Annotated in this window: 15 protein-coding genes and 1 pseudogene; 9 read left to right on the top strand and 7 right to left on the bottom strand. The window is 70.6% G+C overall.

Annotated elements, in window-relative coordinates:
* Window positions 1-57: 57 nt before the first annotated feature.
* On the bottom strand, window positions 58-1,305 hold the full coding sequence (locus YWW_RS32280) for a multidrug effflux MFS transporter (protein ID WP_162145982.1): 1,248 nt from the start codon (window positions 1,303-1,305) through the stop codon (window positions 58-60).
* A 236-nt stretch (window positions 1,306-1,541) separates the two neighbouring features.
* On the opposite strand from YWW_RS32280, the gene ruvC reads away from it, so the two are divergent.
* The 6 genes from ruvC (at window position 1,542) to secF (ending at window position 7,669) form a co-directional block, all read left to right on the top strand.
* Complete coding sequence (gene ruvC / locus YWW_RS0122220; protein WP_026931838.1) at window positions 1,542-2,081, top strand: crossover junction endodeoxyribonuclease RuvC; 540 nt, start codon at window positions 1,542-1,544, stop codon at window positions 2,079-2,081.
* Window positions 2,078-2,674 carry a Holliday junction branch migration protein RuvA gene (gene ruvA / locus YWW_RS0122215; RefSeq protein WP_026931837.1) on the top strand — a complete coding sequence of 199 codons (597 nt, stop codon included), beginning with the start codon at window positions 2,078-2,080 and terminating at the stop codon, window positions 2,672-2,674. The genes ruvC and ruvA overlap by 4 nt, the downstream gene beginning before the upstream one ends.
* A 3-nt stretch (window positions 2,675-2,677) precedes the next feature.
* Entirely contained in the window at window positions 2,678-3,745 is a 1,068-nt protein-coding gene (gene ruvB, locus YWW_RS0122210) for a Holliday junction branch migration DNA helicase RuvB (RefSeq protein WP_026931836.1), read from the top strand.
* Window positions 3,746-3,890: 145 nt separating this feature from the next.
* A complete protein-coding gene (gene yajC, locus YWW_RS32275) occupies window positions 3,891-4,331 on the top strand; it encodes a preprotein translocase subunit YajC (protein WP_211228660.1) in 441 nt (146 codons plus the stop codon).
* A 290-nt stretch (window positions 4,332-4,621) separates the two neighbouring features.
* Window positions 4,622-6,484 carry a protein translocase subunit SecD gene (secD, locus tag YWW_RS0122200; protein ID WP_051326180.1) on the top strand — a complete coding sequence of 621 codons (1,863 nt, stop codon included), beginning with the start codon at window positions 4,622-4,624 and terminating at the stop codon, window positions 6,482-6,484.
* A 9-nt stretch (window positions 6,485-6,493) separates the two neighbouring features.
* Window positions 6,494-7,669, top strand: coding sequence for a protein translocase subunit SecF (secF, locus tag YWW_RS32270; RefSeq protein ID WP_051326179.1), 1,176 nt, complete (start codon window positions 6,494-6,496; stop codon window positions 7,667-7,669).
* Window positions 7,670-7,752: 83 nt separating this feature from the next.
* Here secF and YWW_RS0122190 read toward each other — a convergent pair whose 3' ends face one another.
* Window positions 7,753-7,944: a hypothetical protein gene (locus YWW_RS0122190; protein WP_026931834.1), complete on the bottom strand. Its 192-nt coding sequence runs from the start codon at window positions 7,942-7,944 to the stop codon at window positions 7,753-7,755.
* 200 nt (window positions 7,945-8,144) lie between these two features.
* On the opposite strand from YWW_RS0122190, the pseudogene YWW_RS35335 reads away from it, so the two are divergent.
* A pseudogene (locus YWW_RS35335) lies at window positions 8,145-9,140 on the top strand (FAD-dependent oxidoreductase); the annotation flags it as partial.
* Between the two features lie 207 nt (window positions 9,141-9,347).
* Here YWW_RS35335 and YWW_RS0122175 read toward each other — a convergent pair.
* The 4 genes from YWW_RS0122175 to YWW_RS0122160 all read right to left on the bottom strand — a co-directional run bounded on the left by YWW_RS0122175 (window position 9,348) and on the right by YWW_RS0122160 (window position 13,826).
* Window positions 9,348-9,833, bottom strand: coding sequence for a hypothetical protein (locus tag YWW_RS0122175; protein WP_211228659.1), 486 nt, complete (start codon window positions 9,831-9,833; stop codon window positions 9,348-9,350).
* A 207-nt stretch (window positions 9,834-10,040) separates the two neighbouring features.
* A complete protein-coding gene (locus YWW_RS32265) occupies window positions 10,041-12,443 on the bottom strand; it encodes a RelA/SpoT family protein (RefSeq protein WP_425402709.1) in 2,403 nt (800 codons plus the stop codon).
* A gap of 195 nt (window positions 12,444-12,638) precedes the next feature.
* A complete protein-coding gene (locus YWW_RS32260) occupies window positions 12,639-13,475 on the bottom strand; it encodes a peptidylprolyl isomerase (RefSeq protein ID WP_155830332.1) in 837 nt (278 codons plus the stop codon).
* A 36-nt stretch (window positions 13,476-13,511) separates the two neighbouring features.
* The gene (locus tag YWW_RS0122160) at window positions 13,512-13,826 is read right to left on the bottom strand and encodes a hypothetical protein (RefSeq protein WP_026931831.1); all 315 of its coding nucleotides are present in this window, start codon (window positions 13,824-13,826) and stop codon (window positions 13,512-13,514) included.
* Window positions 13,827-13,955: 129 nt separating this feature from the next.
* Here YWW_RS0122160 and YWW_RS0122155 point away from each other — a divergent pair, with 129 nt between their 5' ends.
* Complete coding sequence (locus YWW_RS0122155) at window positions 13,956-14,633, top strand: MBL fold metallo-hydrolase (protein WP_026931830.1); 678 nt, start codon at window positions 13,956-13,958, stop codon at window positions 14,631-14,633.
* A gap of 59 nt (window positions 14,634-14,692) precedes the next feature.
* Window positions 14,693-16,015, top strand: coding sequence for a histidine--tRNA ligase (gene hisS, locus YWW_RS0122150; protein ID WP_026931829.1), 1,323 nt, complete (start codon window positions 14,693-14,695; stop codon window positions 16,013-16,015).
* 57 nt (window positions 16,016-16,072) lie between these two features.
* On the opposite strand, the gene YWW_RS0122145 is transcribed toward hisS, so the two are convergent.
* Window positions 16,073-17,266, bottom strand: coding sequence for an NAD(P)/FAD-dependent oxidoreductase (locus YWW_RS0122145; protein ID WP_026931828.1), 1,194 nt, complete (start codon window positions 17,264-17,266; stop codon window positions 16,073-16,075).
* Window positions 17,267-17,300 lie beyond the last annotated feature (34 nt).

The raw sequence follows: 17,300 nt of genomic DNA, 5'->3' as shown, positions 1-17,300 counted from the left end.
GGCCCGGTTAAACGACGGCGGCCGGCCCCCGTGGGGACCGGCCGCGCCGAGCGAGTGTCAGTCGGCGAGCGCCGGCTTCCGCCGGTAGACCCGGATCGTCCAGACCACCGCCAGAGCCGTGGCGACGGCGTAGACCGAGATGCCCAACGTCATGTTCGCGAGCGTCACGCCGCCGATGGTCGCCAGCGCGGGCAGCGCCCCGCCCGCCCCCATCTGGAGTGCGCCCATGAACGCCGACGCAGTGCCCGCGACCTGCGGCGGCTGCGAGGACATCGCGGCCGCGCCCGCGTTCGGGAAGACCACGCCGCAGCCGAACATCATCACGATGATCCCCGCCGTGACCGTCCACAGGTTCTCGGCTCCGGCGAGCTGCACCCCGGCCAGCCACGCGACACCGGTCAGCGAGATCCCCATGCCGATGACCATCCGGTGGTTCGAGTCGCTGCGGTCGATCATGAGCATGTTCGTCTGGTTCCCGGCGAGGAGCGCCAGCGTGCCCGCGGCGAACAGCAGCGAGTAGAAGCCCGCGGAGGCGCCGAGCTCGTTCTGCGAGATGAAGCTGAACGTCGAGACGTAGGTGAACAGCATCGAGAAGTTCATGATCACGATGAGCGTCGGCGCGATGAAGCTCGCGTCGCGCACCAGCGCGACGACCGAGGCGCCGAACTCGCGCATGCCCATCGAGCGCCGCTCGACGGCCGGAAGGCTCTCGGGCAGGAACTTCCACACCAGGAACGTCGACAGCGTGGACAGCACCGCCATGAACACGAAGACCACCGGCCACGGGCCGAAGCGGATGAGCTGCGCCCCGATGATCGGGCCGAGCATCGGCGCGAGCATCGTGACGAACATCATCTTGGCCGTGAAGCGGGTCATGTCGTCGCCCTGGAAGTGGTCGCGGATGACCGCGCGGGCGACGACCACGCCGGCCGCGCCGCTCAGACCCTGCAGGAAGCGCATCGCGATGAGCAGGTCCGCGCTGGTCGCGACCGCGCACACGAGCGAGGTGAGGGTGAACAGGACCATGCCGATGAGCAGCGGCTTGCGGCGGCCGATGCGGTCGGAGAGCGGTCCGATGAACGCCTGGCCGATGCCCATGCCGACCATCATCGACGTCAGGGTGAGCTGGATGCGGGCCTCCGGCGTTCCGAGTGCGCCGGCCATGTCCGGGAAGGCCGGCAGGTAGAGGTCGATGGCGATCGGCGCGGTCGCCGAGAGCGCGCCGAGCACGAAGACCATCGTGGCGATGGAGCGGCGCGAGTGGCCGCCTGGGAGGGCGGGGGAATGAAGCGCAGCGGCAGACACAGGCATCTCACAAAGAACGTCTCGGGGAGAACAGGATGGGGAGCGGGAGGTCGACGTACGGCTCGCAGGGTTCGCCGTGCGGTAGGGCGACATCGTCGTCGGCTCCCGGCCATTATCAAGGTAACCCCGCGCCTAGCCGCCCGGCAAGTGGTTTATGGGCCATGCCACGGGCGTCACGGAACACACCTGTCACCCCGCCCGGATAAGCTGACGCGAACGACGGAACGGAGGGGCGAGTGCGCGTCATGGGGATCGATCCGGGGCTGACCCGCTGCGGCGTCGGCGTCGTCGAGGGAAGGCCCGGCGCGCCGGGCCGCATGATCGCCGTCGACGTCGTCCGCACCGATCCCGAAGCGCCCCTTGCCGACCGCCTGCTCGCCCTCGACGAGGGCCTGCGCCGCCACATCGAGTCGCACCGGCCCGAGACCGTCGCCGTCGAGCGGGTCTTCAGCCAGCACAACGTCGCCAGCGTCATCGGCACGGCCCAGGCCTCCGGCGTCGCCCTCCTCGCCGCCGCCCGGGCCGGGCTCCCCACCGCCACCTACACCCCCTCGGAGGCCAAGGCCGCCATCTGCGGCAACGGCACCGCCGACAAGCGGCAGGTGACCGCCATGGTCACCCGCATCCTCCGCCTGAGCGAAGCGCCCAGACCCGCCGACGCCGCCGACGCGCTGGCCATCGCCATCTGTCACCTTTGGAGAGGCGGCATGAAGGCCAGGCTCGCCGCCGCCGACGGCTCGCGGACGCCGCCGCCGAGGAAGGGAGGACCGCGATGATCGCGCAGCTCACCGGATCAGTGGCCGCGGTAGGGGAGTCGTACGCCGTCGTCGACGTCGGCGGGGTCGGCTACGCCGTGCACGCCGGGGCGCACACGCTCGCCAACCTGAAGGTCGGCTCCCAGGTCGTCCTCCACGTCTCCACGATCGTCCGCGAGGACTCGATCACCCTGTTCGGTTTCAACAGCGCCGCCGAGCGCGACCTGTTCGAGCTGCTCCAGACCGCGCAGAAGATCGGCCCGCGCATCGCCCGCGACGCCGTCGAGGTCCTGCGGCCCGACGTCATCCGGCGCGCCATCGCCACCGGCGACACCGCCACGCTCTCGCGGATCCCCGGCGTGGGCAAGAAGAGCGCCGAGCGGATCGTCCTCGACCTGGCCGACAAGATCGGCCCGGTCGACATCGGCTCCCCGGGGCGGGCCGCCCAGCGCCCGGGCGGCTGGCGCACCCAGGTCGGCCAGGGCCTCCAGGCGCTCGGCTGGTCGGCCAAGGACGCCGAGACCGCCATCGAGAAGCTCGACGCCGAAGGCGTCGACGGCTCGGACGTGCCCACGCTGCTCAAGCAAGCCATCCGACTCCTCGGGAAGCGATAGCCCATGGACGAGAAGGACGAACCCGAGTACACCGCCGAAGAGTGGGACGCGGCCCTCACCGCCGCCGAGGCCACCGAGCTCGACCGCCTCGTCGAGGCCGGCATCCGCCCCGGCAAGCTCGACGACGTCATCGGGCAGACCCGCGTCCGCGAGCAGATCGGCCTTCTCCTCGAAGGGGCCCGCCGCCGCGGCGCCTCCCCGGACCACCTGCTCCTGTCCGGCCCGCCCGGTCTCGGCAAGACCACCCTCGCGATGATCGTCGCCGCCGAGCTCGGCGTCGGCCTGCGCCAGACCTCCGGCCCGGCCATCGAGCGCTCCGGCGACCTCGCGGCGATCCTCACCAGCCTCGCGCCGGGCGAAGTCCTGTTCATCGACGAGATCCACCGCATCGCCCGCCCCGCCGAGGAGCTCCTCTACACCGCCATGGAGGACTTCCGAGTCGACGTCATCGTCGGCAAGGGCCCCGGCGCCACCGCCATCCCGCTCGAACTCGAGCCGTTCACGCTCGTCGGCGCCACCACCCGCGCGGGCCTGCTCACCGGCCCGCTGCGCGACCGCTTCGGCTTCCTCGGCCAGCTCGAGTTCTACGGCGACGCCGAGCTCGAGGCGATCGTGCAGCGCTCGGCCGGGATCCTCGACGTCGCGATCACCGACGACGGCGCCGTCGAGATCGCCTCGCGTTCGAGGGGCACGCCCCGCATCGCCAACCGGCTGCTGCGCCGCGTCCGCGACTTCGCGCAGGTCCGAGCCGACGGCACCATCACCAAGACCGTCGCCGAAAGCGCCTTGGCGCTCTACGACGTCGACGAGCTCGGCCTCGACCGCCTCGACCGGGCGGTCCTCGGCGCCCTGGTCAAGACCTTCGGCGGCGGCCCGGTCGGCCTGGCGACCCTCGCGGTGGCCGTGGGGGAGCAGTCCGACACCGTCGAGGAGGTCAGCGAGCCCTACCTGGTCCGCGCCGGGCTCCTGGCCCGCACGCCGCGAGGCCGCGTCGCCACCGCCGCCGGCTGGCGGCACCTCGGCCTGGCGCCCCCGAGCACCGAAGGGCTCTTCGGCGCCGGCGACGCGTAGGGTTGGGAGTACAAGCAGGAGCTCAGCTCCTCCCCGTCCCGCACGGACGGGCCGAAAGGCGCGGGCGGCGCGAACCGGACGCCGGGGCGCGCGAGATAGACTCCGCCCACGTCTCAAGTGACCACCAACGACGAAAGGCACCGCCGTGCTCTCAGCCGTAGACGTCCTCGCTCAAGAAGGCGCCGGAGGCAGCAACATGCTCTTCCTGATCATGATCGTCGGTTTCATCCTCCTGATGTACTTCGTCATGATCCGGCCGCAGAAGAAGCGCCAGCGCGAGCAGCAGGACATGCAGAACAACGTCGAACCGGGCGCCCGCGTCATGACCATCGGCGGCCTGTACGGCACTGTCGTGGACTCCGACGAGGAGACCGTGACCCTGGAGGCCTCCGACGACGTCTTCCTGGTGTTCGCGCGCCAGGCCATCGCCCGCGTCCTGCCCTCCGAGGAGGAGGGCCAGCCCGAGGCCGAGGCCCCGATCACCGAGGAAGACACCACGCTCACCGACGAGGACCTCGAGAAACTGCGCTCCGCCGACGACGGCGACGACAAGCACACCGGCAAGTCCGACCGCAAGGAGTACTAGCGGCGCCCGCGGCCGTGTGTTCGGACCGTGAACCGGCCGGGGCGCGCTCGAACCCCCGCACGGGGGCCGGTTCGGCCCCACCGCGCCCGCGGCCCGCGGTCAGGGCGGACAAAGCCGCCGATCGCGGCCGTCTAGAATGAGCCGCGCCGACACTACGTGTGCAAGGCCACTCCCTCCGGTCGGCGCCCGTCCCCATCGGGCGGAGCCCCGGAGGCCGGCACTGTCGGACCGGGCTCTCCCTGCGTCCGCTCCGCATCGAATGAGGAAGAGACTGACCATTGCCGTCGAACATGGGTGCAACCACGGGCGCTGACCGCCCGCGGAAGAAGATCCAGCGAAAGCGCCTGCCCGTCGCCCCCTATTTCCTGGCGCTGCTGGCCGTCATAGGCATCCTCTGGGCCGCCTCGCTGGCCGGCGCCGGGTGGAAGTTCCCGACGCCGAAGCTCGGTCTCGACCTCCAGGGCGGGCTGTCGATGACGCTCACCGCCTACCAGCAGGACTCCGATGAGCCGCCGAGCGCGGAGACGATGGAGCAGGCCCGCCAGATCATCGAGGGCCGCGTCAACTCCACCGGCGTCGCCGAGCCCGAGGTCTACGTCGAAGGCGACCAGAACATCGTGGTCAACGTCGCGGGCACCGACACCGACGAGGAGGCGCTGCGTGACGTCGGCGCCCCCGCCGAACTGCGCTTCCGCATCGTCACCGACTCTCTGCCCGACTACTCGGCGGCGGAGGAGGAGGCCGCGGCCGAGCAGGAGGCCGCCGAAGAGGAGGCCACCTCCGAGCCCACCGCCGAAGCCACCGACGGGGGGGCCACCGAAGAGCCCACCTCCGAAGCCACCGCTGAAGAGCCCACGGCCGAAGCCACCGAGGAGTCCTCCGAGGAGGAGACCGCGGGCTCGCCCCAGGTCGCCACCTCCGACGAGGATCTCACCATCGAAGACGTGTGGGCCAAGGTCGGCGAGGAGGCCGCCGGGCTCGCCCAGAGCCTGACCGCCGCCCCCACCGACGAGGCCTCCATCGCCGCCCTCGAGCCCTTCGGCGAGCTCACCCCCGAAGAGGTCGGGCTCCTGCCCCCGAATGTGCAGTTCTACGTCCCCTCGATCACCTGCGAGCAGCTCGACAACCGCCCGCCCGGCTCGGTCCAGCAGGCCGACCTCGATGTCGTCGCGTGCTCGCCGCCCGAGCCGATCGCCGAAGACTCGCCCGACCTGACCTTCTCCACGAAGTACCTGCTCGCGCCCTCCACCGTGCTCGGCTCCGACGTCTCGCAGGCCGACGTCGGCAGCGACCAGGCCAACCTCAACGCGTTCATGGTCAACGTCCAGTTCACCACTGCGGGCGCAGAGAAGTGGGGCGCCCTCACCAGCGAGAACGTCGGCCAGCAGGTCGCCATCGTCCTCGACAACGAGGTGGTGAGCGCGCCGAACATCCAGGAGGCCTCCACCAACTCCACTTCGATCACCGGTGACTTCACCGCCGAGGAGGCCAACCAACTGGCCGACCAGCTCAACTTCGGCTCCCTGCCGACCACGTTCGTCGTCCAGACCCTCAACGAGGTCACCGCCACCCTCGGCGTCGAGCAGCTCGAGGCGGGCATGGTCGCCGCCGCGATCGGCGTGGGCCTGGTCCTCGTGTACTGCGTGTTCTACTACCGCGTGATCAGCCTGATCGTCCTCGGCAGCCTCGTGACCTCCGCGGCGATCCTCTATCCGACCGTGGCGCTGCTCGGCTCCCAGATCGGCATGACCCTCACCCTCGCCGGCGTCGCCGGCTTCGCGGTCGCCATCGGCATCACCGCCGACTCCTTCGTGGTGTACTTCGAACGCATCAAAGAGGAGATGGTCGGGGGCAGATCCGTGCGCTCCGCGGTCTCGCGCGCCTGGGTGCGGACCCGCCGGACGATCCTCTCCGCCAACGCCGTCTCAGTGATCTCGGCGGTGGTGCTCTACATCCTGGCCATCGGCCCGGTCCGCGCCTTCGCCTTCACCCTCGGCCTGTCCACGGTGGTGGACCTCGTTGTGGTCTTCCTGTTCACGCACCCGATCGCCGAATGGATGGCGCGCGGCAGAGTCCTCAACAACGTCCACCTCTCCGGGCTCCACACCAAGGCGATCCCGGTCCACGGCAAGAAGGCCGCCGCGCGCGGCTAAGGAGCACCGATGAGCACCAAGCAGAAGCAAGCCGACAAGCCCGAGCGGCTGTCCATCTGGAGCAAGCTCTACCGGGGCGAGACGGACATCCAGTTCGTCCCGAACCGCAAGCGCTGGTACCTCGTCTCGGCGGTCGTGATCCTCGGCTGCGTCGTCGTCATGCTCACCAAGGGCTTCGTCCTCGGCATCGACTTCGCCGGCGGCAACCAGTACAACGTACCCTCCACTTCAGGCACCTCGCTGACCGAGGTCGAGGACGCCGCCGAGGGCGTCGGAGCCGAGATCGCCTCCGCCCAGGTCGCCGGCACCGGCGACGGCGCCTCCTACATCGTCCGCATCGCCGAGGTCGACGACGAGCAGTCCCAGGACATCCGCGAGGCCATGGCCGAGGCGGCCGGCGTCGACCCACAGGAGATCTCGGTCTCCACGGTCTCCGGGACCTGGGGCGCGGCCGTCTCCAACCAGGCGCTCATCGCGCTCGGCGTGTTCCTGGTGCTCGTCTCCGCGTTCATCTGGATCCGCTACGAGCGGCGCATGGCGATCGCGTCCATCGGGGCGCTGCTGCACGACCTGGTCCTCACCGCCGGCATCTACGCCCTGTCCGGCTTCGAGGTCACGCCGTCGACCATCGTCGGCATCCTGACGATCCTGGGCTACTCCCTGTACGACACCGTCGTCGTCTTCGACAAGGTCCAGGAGAACACCGCGAACCTGCTCCAGACGCGGCAGAAGACCTTCGCCGAGGCCGTCAACGACGCGGTCAACCAGACCCTCATGCGCTCGATCAACACGACCATCATCGGCGTGCTGCCGGTGGCGGCGCTCCTGGTCGTCGGCGTGGGCATGCTCGGCGTCGGCACCCTGAAGGACCTGGCGCTGGTGCTGTTCATCGGCATGGTCGTCGGCACCTACTCCTCGATCTTCCTGGCCGCGCCGTGGGTGGTCGACATGGCCGAACGGAGCGCCGCCTACCGGCGTCACAACCAGAAGATCGCCAACAAGCGCTCGGACGGGACCGAGGAGCGGGGCAAAGCCGAGGACCGCGACGCGGACGACGAGGACGACGACCGGCTCCGCACCGCGAAGACCGACGAGATCCCGCTCGAACTGCTCGATGAGCCCAAGGCCACGGCAGGCGCCGGCTCGGGCGGCCCGCGCCCGCAGCGCCGCAAGAAGCGCCGTTAGACCGCGCTCCAGACGCGAACAAGAGGGCGGGCGGATCCGAATCGGATCCGCCCGCCCCTCGCGCTTTCGGTGAGACCGCCCGGCTACTCGCCCCGGTCCTGGAACCTCGAGGCGGCGTCCTGGCCCCGCTCCTTGAGGTCGTCCATGCGACCGCCGCCCTGCTCGTCGTCCTCCGGCGAGTCCTTGTCGCGGTTGAACATCTCGCTGCCCTTGTCCTTGGCCTCGTCGGCCTTGTCCCGGGCCTTGTCCTTCATCTCGTTGAACTTGTCGTCCATACCCACGGTAATCCCCCTTTGTGCGTGAGTGACGTTCAATATAAAGGCTCCAAGGCGCCCCAGGGGCGCACTCGCGGAAGAGCGCACCCGGGCCCCGCGTACAACCCCGGTCGATCCCCGGACGCGACTCCAGGCCGATTCGCCGCGCCCGAACTCCGCCATACCGTGGCCGCAACGCACATCGACCAGCGGAGACCGACATGACCGACACAGCGAAACCCCAGGCCAAGGCCAAGACCGCGATCATCATCGGCGGGGGCGTGGCCGGCCCGACGGCCGCGCTCGCGCTGCGCAGGGCCGGCATCGAAGCGGTCGTCCACGAGGCCCGCCGCCCCGGTTCGGGAACCGCGGGCGGGCCGCTCTCGATCGCCCCCAACGGCCGGGCCGCGCTCGCCCTCGTCGGCGCCGACCACCTGCTCGACGGCCTCGCCGCGCCCACGCCCCGGTTCATCGTCCAGAGCTACACCGGCAAGGTCCTCGGCGAGATGAGCGACCTCCCCGAGCTGCGTCCCCGCCTCACGCTCCCGCGCGGCACCCTGACCGCCGAGCTCCAGCGCCACGCCGCGGCCGAAGGCGTCGAGTTCGTGTACGGCAAACGCTTCGTCGACGCCGTCGACACCGGGCGCAGCGTCATAGCCCAGTTCGACGACCACACCACCGCCGAAGCCGACGTCCTCATCGGCTGCGACGGCATCCACTCGGCCGTGCGCACCCGCATCGACCCCAAGGCGCCCGAGCCGCGCTACACCGGCCTGGTCAGCTTCGGCGGCTACGTCGAGGGCGACGGCCTGCCAGACACCGGCGGCGCCCAGCACTTCGTGTTCGGCCGCACGGCCTTCTTCGGATACCAGATCGAAGGGGACGAATGCGGTTGGTTCGCCAACCTCCCGATCAGGCGCATCGATCGTGACGAGCTGCGGGAGACCGACGTCGAGACCTGGATGCGGCGCCTGCGCCTCGCCTTCGCGCGCGACCACGGCCCGGCGACGGCGATCCTCGACCGCGTGACACCGGAGGACTTCGCCCCGGCGCACAAGCTCGAGGACCTGCCGCGCCTGCCGCGGTGGTCGAAGGGCCGGATGGTCCTGGTCGGCGACGCCGCGCACGCCACCTCGCCGTCCTCGGGGCAGGGGGCCTCGCTCGCGGCGGAGTCGGCCGTCGAACTGGCCCTGTGCCTGCGCGACCTCCCGCCGGAGGCGGCCTTCCAGGCCTACCGGCGGCGGCGCCGCGAGCGCGTCGAACGCGTCATCGCCGCGGCGGCCAGGACCAACCGGGCCAAGGCCGCGGGCCCGCTGGCGGCGAGGTTCCGCGACCTCCTCATGCCCTTCTTCCTCGAGAAGTTCAACACTCCGGAGAAGACCGCCTGGCAGTACGCCTACGACATCGACTGGGAGGCCGCGGCCTTAGTCCTTGACGGCCTCGGTGAGCCGCTCGATGAAGGCCTGCTCGCCGGGGGTGACGGCGACCTTCTTGCTGAAGAGTCCTCCGAGCTTGGACTTGGACGCCTCGCTGACGTGCACGGCGATGCGGACCAGCCACGCGCCGTACTCCTCGGCGTCGTCGCCGTCGGCCCGCTCCCGCAGCAGCGTGAGCGCCCGCCCGGCCTGGTCGAGCGCCGCGGACATCGCCTCCTCCGAGTCGGGGAGGCCCTGGCCGCCCGAACTGTCGCTTCCGCGTTCGCGGATCGCGTTCGCGACGGCCCGCACGAATCGGTTCTCGTCCCGCTGCGCCTCCCGGAACACCTTGGCGCCCGCGGAGAGCTCCTTGAGGAACTCCAGGGGGCTCGGCCGCCCGTCGGAGACGACGGTGGCGTTGAGCACCGCCCCCGGAGCGTCCAGGATGAGGGCCCGTTCGTCTTCGCTGAAATCGGAGAGTGTCGTCATCGCCACGCTTTCGGTTGTGCCACCAGGGAATCGCCCCAAACATATAGCGACCCTCGGAACCACCGCCGCCCTGGGGCGCGAAGCCTGACGTACGCCACGAAACCGGCCGATCGCACCTCATATGCGGTAGGCCCGAACCGTGACACGAGGCGATGCCGCCGTCGTCGACTTCGCGAACGGCTGCGACGAACGGGAGCCGGTTCGCCGTACCGCTCAGGGCCTGGACGACTCGGCGCCGGTGAGGCGGTAGGCGTCGTAGACGCCGTCGACCTTGCGGATCACCTTGATGATGTGGTCCAGGTGCTCGGGCGTCGCCATCTCGAAAGTGAAGCGCGACAGCGCGACCCGGTCCCTCGTCGTCGTCACCGTCGCCGACAGGATCGACACGCGCTCGCCCGACAGCACCTGCGTCACGTCGGCCAGCAGACGATGGCGGTCCAGCGCCTCGACCTGCACCGTCGCCACGAAGGTCGCCTGGTCGTCCTCGTCGGACCAGCGGACCTCCAGCACCCGGTCCGGTTGCAGCTCGATGCGCTCCTCGGCGTTCTCGCAGTCCCGCCGGTGAATGCTGATCACGTGGTAGCGCGTCGCGAAGCCGATGATCGAATCGCCCGGGATCGGGTTGCAGCAGTGGGCGAGCCGCACCGGCATCTCGCCCTCGTCCATGCCCGCCACCGTCACCGCGACGTGGATGTCGCCGTGCGCCTCGGGCACGATCCTCGCCGGCTGCGTCGGCGCCGTCGCCTCCGCCATGTCCTCGGTGGCGCCCTCGGCGCCGCCCTGGACCTCCAGCAGGCGCGTCACCACGTGCGTCGGCGAGATGTGGCGCTCGCCCAGCGCGGCGTACAGCGCCTCGACGTCCTTGAGGTTCAAGTCCTTCGCGAGCGAGGTCAGATTGTCGTGCGTGAGCATCCGCTGCAGCGGCAGCCGCCGCTTGCGCATCGCGCGCGTGAGCTCGTCCTTGCCGAGCTCGATCGCCTCCTCGCGGCGCTCCTTCTTGAAGTACTGCTTGATCTTGGTGCGGGCCCGCGGACTCTTGACGAAGTTCAGCCAGTCCTCGCTCGGACCGGCGGTCTCCGAGTTCGAGGTGAACACCTCGACCACGTCGCCGTTCGACAGCGTCGACTCCAGCGGCACGATCTTGCCGTTCACCTGCGCGCCGATGCACCGCCTGCCGACCTCGGTGTGGACGGCGTAGGCGAAGTCGACCGGCGTCGAGCCCGCCGGCAGCGCGATCACGTCGCCCTTGGGGGTGAACACGTACGCCTCCGAGGAGGCCAGGTCGAAGCGCAGCGCGTCGAGGAACTCCGAGGGGTCGGCCGCCTCCCGCTGCCAGTCCAGCAGCTGGCGCAGCCACGCCATGTCGTCGATGTGCGCGGGCGGGCCCGCGACGGTGGAGTTCTTCGTCTCCTTGTACTTCCAGTGCGCCGCGATGCCGTACTCGGCGGTGCGGTGCATCGCCCAGGTGCGGATCTGCATCTCGACCGGCTTGCCGTTCGGCCCGATGACCGTCGTGTGCAGCGACTGGTACATGTTGAACTTCGGCATCGCGATGTAGTCCTTGAAGCGGCCGGGAACCGGCTGCCAGGACGCGTGGATCACCCCGAGGGCCGCATAGCAGTCCCGCTCGTTCTCGACCAGGATCCGCAGGCCGACGAGGTCGTAGATGTCGTTGAAGTCGCGGCCGCGCACGATCATCTTCTGGTAGATCGAGTACAGGTGCTTCGGCCGGCCCGACACGTCCGCCTTGATCCGGGAGTCCTTCAGCTGCTCCTTGACCTGCGCGGTCACCTGCTGGAGGAGCATCTCCCGCTGCGGGGAGTGCTCGGAGACCAGGCGGGCGATCTCGGAGTACCGCTTCTTGTACAGCGTCGCGAAGGAGAGGTCCTCGAGCTCCCATTTGATGGTGTTCATCCCGAGGCGGTGGGCCAGCGGGGCGAGGATCTCGAGCGTCTCGCGGGCCTTCTGCTCCTGCTTCTCGGGCGCCAGGAACGTCAGCGTGCGCATGTTGTGCAGCCGGTCGGCGAGCTTGATGACCAGCACGCGGGGGTCCTTGGCCATCGCCACGACCATCTTGCGGATGGTCTCGGCCTTGGCCGCGTCCCCGAGCTTCACCTTGTCGAGCTTGGTGACGCCGTCGACGAGGAGCGCGACCTCGCCGCCGAACTCGTCGGCGAGCTCGTCGAGCGTGTACTCGGTGTCCTCGACCGTGTCGTGCAGCAGCGCCGCGACCAGCGTGTTCGTGTCCATGCCGAGCTCGGCCAGGATCGAGGCCACCGCGAGCGGATGCGTGATGTACGGGTCGCCGGACTTGCGGAACTGGCCGCTGTGCAGCTGCTCGGCCCGCGTGTACGCCTGCTGGAGTAGCCGCACGTCGGCCCGCGGGTGGGCGGCCCGGTGGGTCGCCACCAGGGGTTCGAGGACCTCGGGCAGCGTCGAGGACTGCCAGGGCGCGTTGAACCGCGCCAGGCGGGCGCGCATGCGCCGACCCGTGGGCGGACCGACCGAGACGGCCTCCGAGCCGGAGGCCTGCGTCTCGGTGTCCGAGATCCTCCCGTCGGGCCCTGCGGCTCGTTCGGTCACCACCGTCGCCTCCTCATGACTCGCTGTGCCAATTTACGGCTCGCAAGCTTCACCGTGGGTGCCAATTTACGGCTCGCAAGCGTCGCCGTGGGTACCCGTTTGCGGCTCGCGAGCGTCGCCCCGGGGTACCCGTTCAGGCCCCGCGAACTTCGCCGTAGGTGCCGGTATCGCTCATCAAGCTTAGGTTCCCATGGTAACCGGGGCCAGCATCGGCCCCCGGCTCGTGGATCACATGGCGCCGGCCGCGGCGACCTCCTGCACGACCTCGAGGCCGGAGGTGATCTGCCCCAGGATCGTGTAGTCGGCGGGCAGGCTCGTGTCCTCGTAGACGAGGAAGAACTGGCTGCCGGTGGTGCCCGCCCCGGCGTTCGCCATCGCGAGGGTCCCGGCCGGGTAGTTGTTCTCGGCCTCCTCGGGCAGGTTCTCCTCGGCCATCTGGTAGCCGGGGCCGCCCATGCCCGCGCCCTGCGGGTTGCCCGACTCGAGCGCGGCGCGCGCGTCGGGATCACCGCATTGGAGGACGAAGATGCCCTCGGTGGTCAGCCGGTGGCACTGCGAGCCGTCGAAGTAGCCCTGGCCGGCGAGGTAGGTGAACGAGCCGGCGGTGCACGGGGCGTTCGCGGTGTCGATCTCGGCGGTGATCGTCCCCAGACCGGTCTCGATGGTCATCTCCTGCACCCCGGAGGCGGGCTGCTCGGCGGGCGGCGTCTCGGTGCCGGTGGTGGGCGTGTACGCGCACTCGGCGGTCTCGCCCGACTCGGGCTCGCTCATGGTCATCGAGTCGATGATGACCGGCTCGACCGGCACGCCGTCGGGGACGGTGGCGGGGGACTCCTCCTCGCTGGGGGCGGTGGACGCGGTGTCGTCCGAAGCGGAGTCGCTCTCCTCATCGGGCGCGAACACGGTGAAGGCGACCCACGCCAGGAGCCCCAGCACGACGAGCGCGCCGACGCCGCCGATGCTCCACCAGACGGTGCGCTGCTTGCGCTCGCGCTCCGCCTTCTCCGCCATGCGCTGCTGAAGCTGCTGGCGGGCGGCCATGCGTTGCGATTGTTTCGACGCCACCGTCGGGTCTCCTTCGAATTCGTCGTCTGTCAGGGGTTATTCGGTCGTCTCCGCGGTCGGCGTCTCGCCGGTCGGCGCCTCGCTCGCCCCGTCCGTCGGCTCCGCGGTGGGCGAGCCGCTGACGTCGGAGGTGGGGGTCTCGGTCACGGCCGGGTCGTCGGCGGGCTCGTCGGACTCGAAGAATCCGCTCTGCCACAGGTACCCGGCGCCCACGAGCACGATGATGGCCAGCAGTCCGAACGTGGCCTGGAGCCTCCGGCGGCGGCGCAGCTTGCCCGCCAGGCGCGCGTTCTTCTTCGCGTTCGCGATGCGCTGCTTGCGCCGCTCCATGTGCTTGGACTTGGCGGGCACTGCGGGGCCTCCTCGGTTGACCATTGCTCGTACTGGGGGTTACGCGAATGGCAGTGTATCCGGCTCTGTCAGACGGGTCACTGCTGGCCGCCGGGTGTATCCTGAGGCCCGCGAGGGAAGGGGGAGCGGGTGCTCATCGAGACGCTTGTGGCCGATGCGTTCGGCACGAACTGCTATGTGCTGGCCGACGGCCGCGGTTCGGAGTGCGTCGTCGTCGACCCCGGCATCGGCATCGCCCCGCGTCTCGAGGACGTCCTGTCCGAGCACCGGCTCAAGCCGGTGGCGGTGCTGCTCTCCCACGGGCACCTCGACCACACCTTCTCGGTGACGCCCGTGTGCGGCTCGCACGAGGTCCCCGCCTACATCCACTCGGACGACGAGCACCTGCTCGCCGACCCGGCCCGGGGCTTCGGTCCGGGCACCAGCGCCATGTTCGGCACCGGCCTGGAGTGGACCGAACCGGACGACGTGGCCGTGCTCGAGGACGGCGCCGACGTCGAGCTGGCCGGCATGCGCTTCACGATCGACCACGCGCCCGGCCACACCGCCGGGTCCATCCTGTTCCACACCTCGGGCGCCGAGGCGCCCTACACGCTCTCCGGCGACGTCCTCTTCGCCGGCGCCATCGGCCGCACCGACCTGCCCGGCGGCAGCGACGCCCAGATGTGGGACAGCCTCGAGCGCAAGGTCCTGCCGCTGGCCGACGAGGTCGTCGTCCTGCCCGGCCACGGCCCGCGCACCACCATGGCGACCGAGCGCGCCACGAACCCCTACCTCAAGCAGGTGGCGGCGCGGCTCCATCGCTGAGCGCCGCCCGCCGCGACCGCGGCAATCCGATCGCAGCCAGTCCGAACGAGGAGACAGCCATGCCACGACCCCAGCCGCTCTCGGGTTTCCCCGAACTGCTGCCCCGGCAGCGCATCGTCGAGCAGCAGGTGGTCGACCATCTCCGCCGGGCCTTCGAGCTGCACGGCTTCGCGAACGTCCGGACGCGCGCCGTCGAGCCCATGGATCAGCTGCTCCGCAAGGGCGAGACGTCGAAAGAGGTCTACGTGCTGCGCCGGCTCCAGGCCGACTCCGGCTCGGGCGACGCCGGGCTCGGGCTCCACTTCGACCTGACCGTGCCCTTCGCGCGCTACGTCCTGGAGAACGCCGGGAAGCTCCAGTTCCCGTTCCGCCGCTACCAGATCCAGCCGTGCTGGCGCGGCGAGCGCCCCCAGGAGGGCCGCTACCGCGAGTTCCTGCAGGCCGACATCGACATCGTCGACCAGGGCGAGCTGCCCGCCCACTACGAGGTCGAGATCCCGCTCGTCATCGCGGACGCGCTGCGCGGCCTGCCGCTGCCGCCGGTGCGCATGCACGTCAACAACCGCAAGCTCTCCCAGGGCTTCTATCAGGGCCTCGGCATCGACGACACCGAAGAGGCCCTCCGCATCATCGACAAGCTCGACAAGATCGGCGCCGAGGCCGTCGCGAAGCTCCTCATGGACGAGCTCGGGGTCGGCCCCGAGCAGGCGGAGGCGTGCCTGAGGCTCGCCGAGATCACCTCGGCGGACGCCTCGTTCGTCGACGAGGTCAAGGCCCTCGGCGTCGCGAACCCGCTGCTCGAGGAGGGGCTGAGCGAGCTGGCGGCCGTCGTCGAGGCCGCCGCGGCCGAGGCCCCCGGCCTGGTCGTCGCCGACCTGAAGATCGCCCGCGGCCTCGACTACTACACCGGCACGGTCTACGAGACCTTCCTCGAGGGCCACGAGGGCCTCGGCTCGGTCTGCTCGGGCGGCCGCTACGACACGCTCGCCTCGGACGGCAAGCACACCTATCCCGGCGTGGGCCTGTCCATCGGCGTCTCGCGGCTGCTGGTGCCGCTGCTCCAGTCGGGGAGGCTCACGGCCACCCGGGAGGTCCCCACCTGCGTGCTGGTGGCGGTGGCCGGCGAGGAGGACCGCTCGGCGTCGAACGCGATCGCGCAGCGCCTGCGCGCCCGCGGCATCCCGACGCAGGTCTCGCCCTCGGCGGCCAAGTACGGCAAGCAGATCAAGTTCGCCGACCGGCGCGGCATCCCCTTCGTGCTCTTCTCGGGGGAGGACGGGCACCAGATGCGGGACATCCGCTCGGGGGAGCAGGTCCCGGTCGACCTCGACTCCTGGGAGCCTCCCGCCGAGGACCTGCACCCCCGCATCGTCGCCGAATAGTCCGACGCGGCGGAGCGGGCGCCCTCGAACCGAGGGCGCCCGCTCCGCCGCGTCGCGCTAGGCGATCGCCTCGACGCTCGAGCCCGTCTCGGCCCGCCGCTCGGCGACCCGCCTGCGGCGCACCGGCATGCCCAGGGTCGGGTGGGCCGCGCTCCAGGCCGCGCCCTTGCAGACCAGCTCCTTGTAGACCGCGGCCGCGCGGCCCCGGAGCGTGGCGTTCACGGCCCTGTCGTCGGCGGTCACGTACTGGATCAGGCCCTCCCTGCGGCCCAGCGAGATGCACTGGTTGACGTACCGCAGCGGCGCGTTCGGGAGCTTCCCGCCGGTCAGCCGCGCGGCGATCGCGTCGGCCGCCTGCCAGGCCATCGGGATGCCCGAGGCGCACGACATCCGCAGCGGCCTGCCCTTCGCGCCGATCGCGAACCCGGCGTCGCCGACGGCGTACACGTCCGGATGCGAGACCGAGCGCATGGTGCCGTCAACGACGATCTGACCTCGGTCGGTCACCTTCATCGTGGACGCCGCGGCGATCGGGTGCACCGCGAAGCCGGTGGTCCACACCGTGACCGCCGAGGGGACCGTCCCGTCCTCGGTCCTGACGGCGTCGGTCTCGACCGTGGTCACGGCGGCGTGCTCGTGAACGGCGATGCCGAGCCGGTCGGCGACCTTGCGCAGGTGCTCCCGGCCCTTCGGCGAGAGCCAGTCACCGAACTCGCCGCGGACCGCGATGGCCACGTTCAGGTCCGGCCGGGCCTCGGCGAGCTCGGTCACCGCCTCGATGCCGGTGAGCCCGCCGCCGACGACGGTCACGGTCTTCCCGGCCTCGAGACGGGCGAGCCGTTCGCGCAGGCGCAGCGCGCCGGACCGGCCGGCGATCTGGTGGGCGTGCTCGGCGGTACCGGGGACGTCCTGGTCGTTCCAGCCGCTGCCGAGCGCGTAGACGAGCGTGTCGTAGGCGAGTTCGGCGGAGCCGTCCGCGTCTATGACGGCGACGGCCTTGCGGTCGGCGTCGACCGCCGTGACCTTCGCGAGTCGCAGCTCGACGCCGGTGCCCGCGAACATGTCGGCGAGCGGGCGCGGCTTGAGGTCCTGGCCGGCGACCAGCTGGTGCATGCGGACCCGCTCCACGAAGTCGGGTTCGGCGTTGACGAGAGTGATGTGCACATCCTCGCGGCTCAGCCGCTTGGCGAGTCGACCGGCGGCGATGGCCCCGGCGTATCCGGCTCCGAGGACGACGATGCGGTGCTTCATGGTGCTGCTCCTGTCTTGGCGTGTGCACCTCCTG

It is taken from the genome of Glycomyces tenuis DSM 44171, assembly GCF_000427885.1.
In the GTDB taxonomy this organism is placed as follows: domain Bacteria; phylum Actinomycetota; class Actinomycetes; order Mycobacteriales; family Micromonosporaceae; genus Glycomyces; species Glycomyces tenuis.
This window is presented reverse-complemented; position numbering and strand designations above follow the sequence as displayed.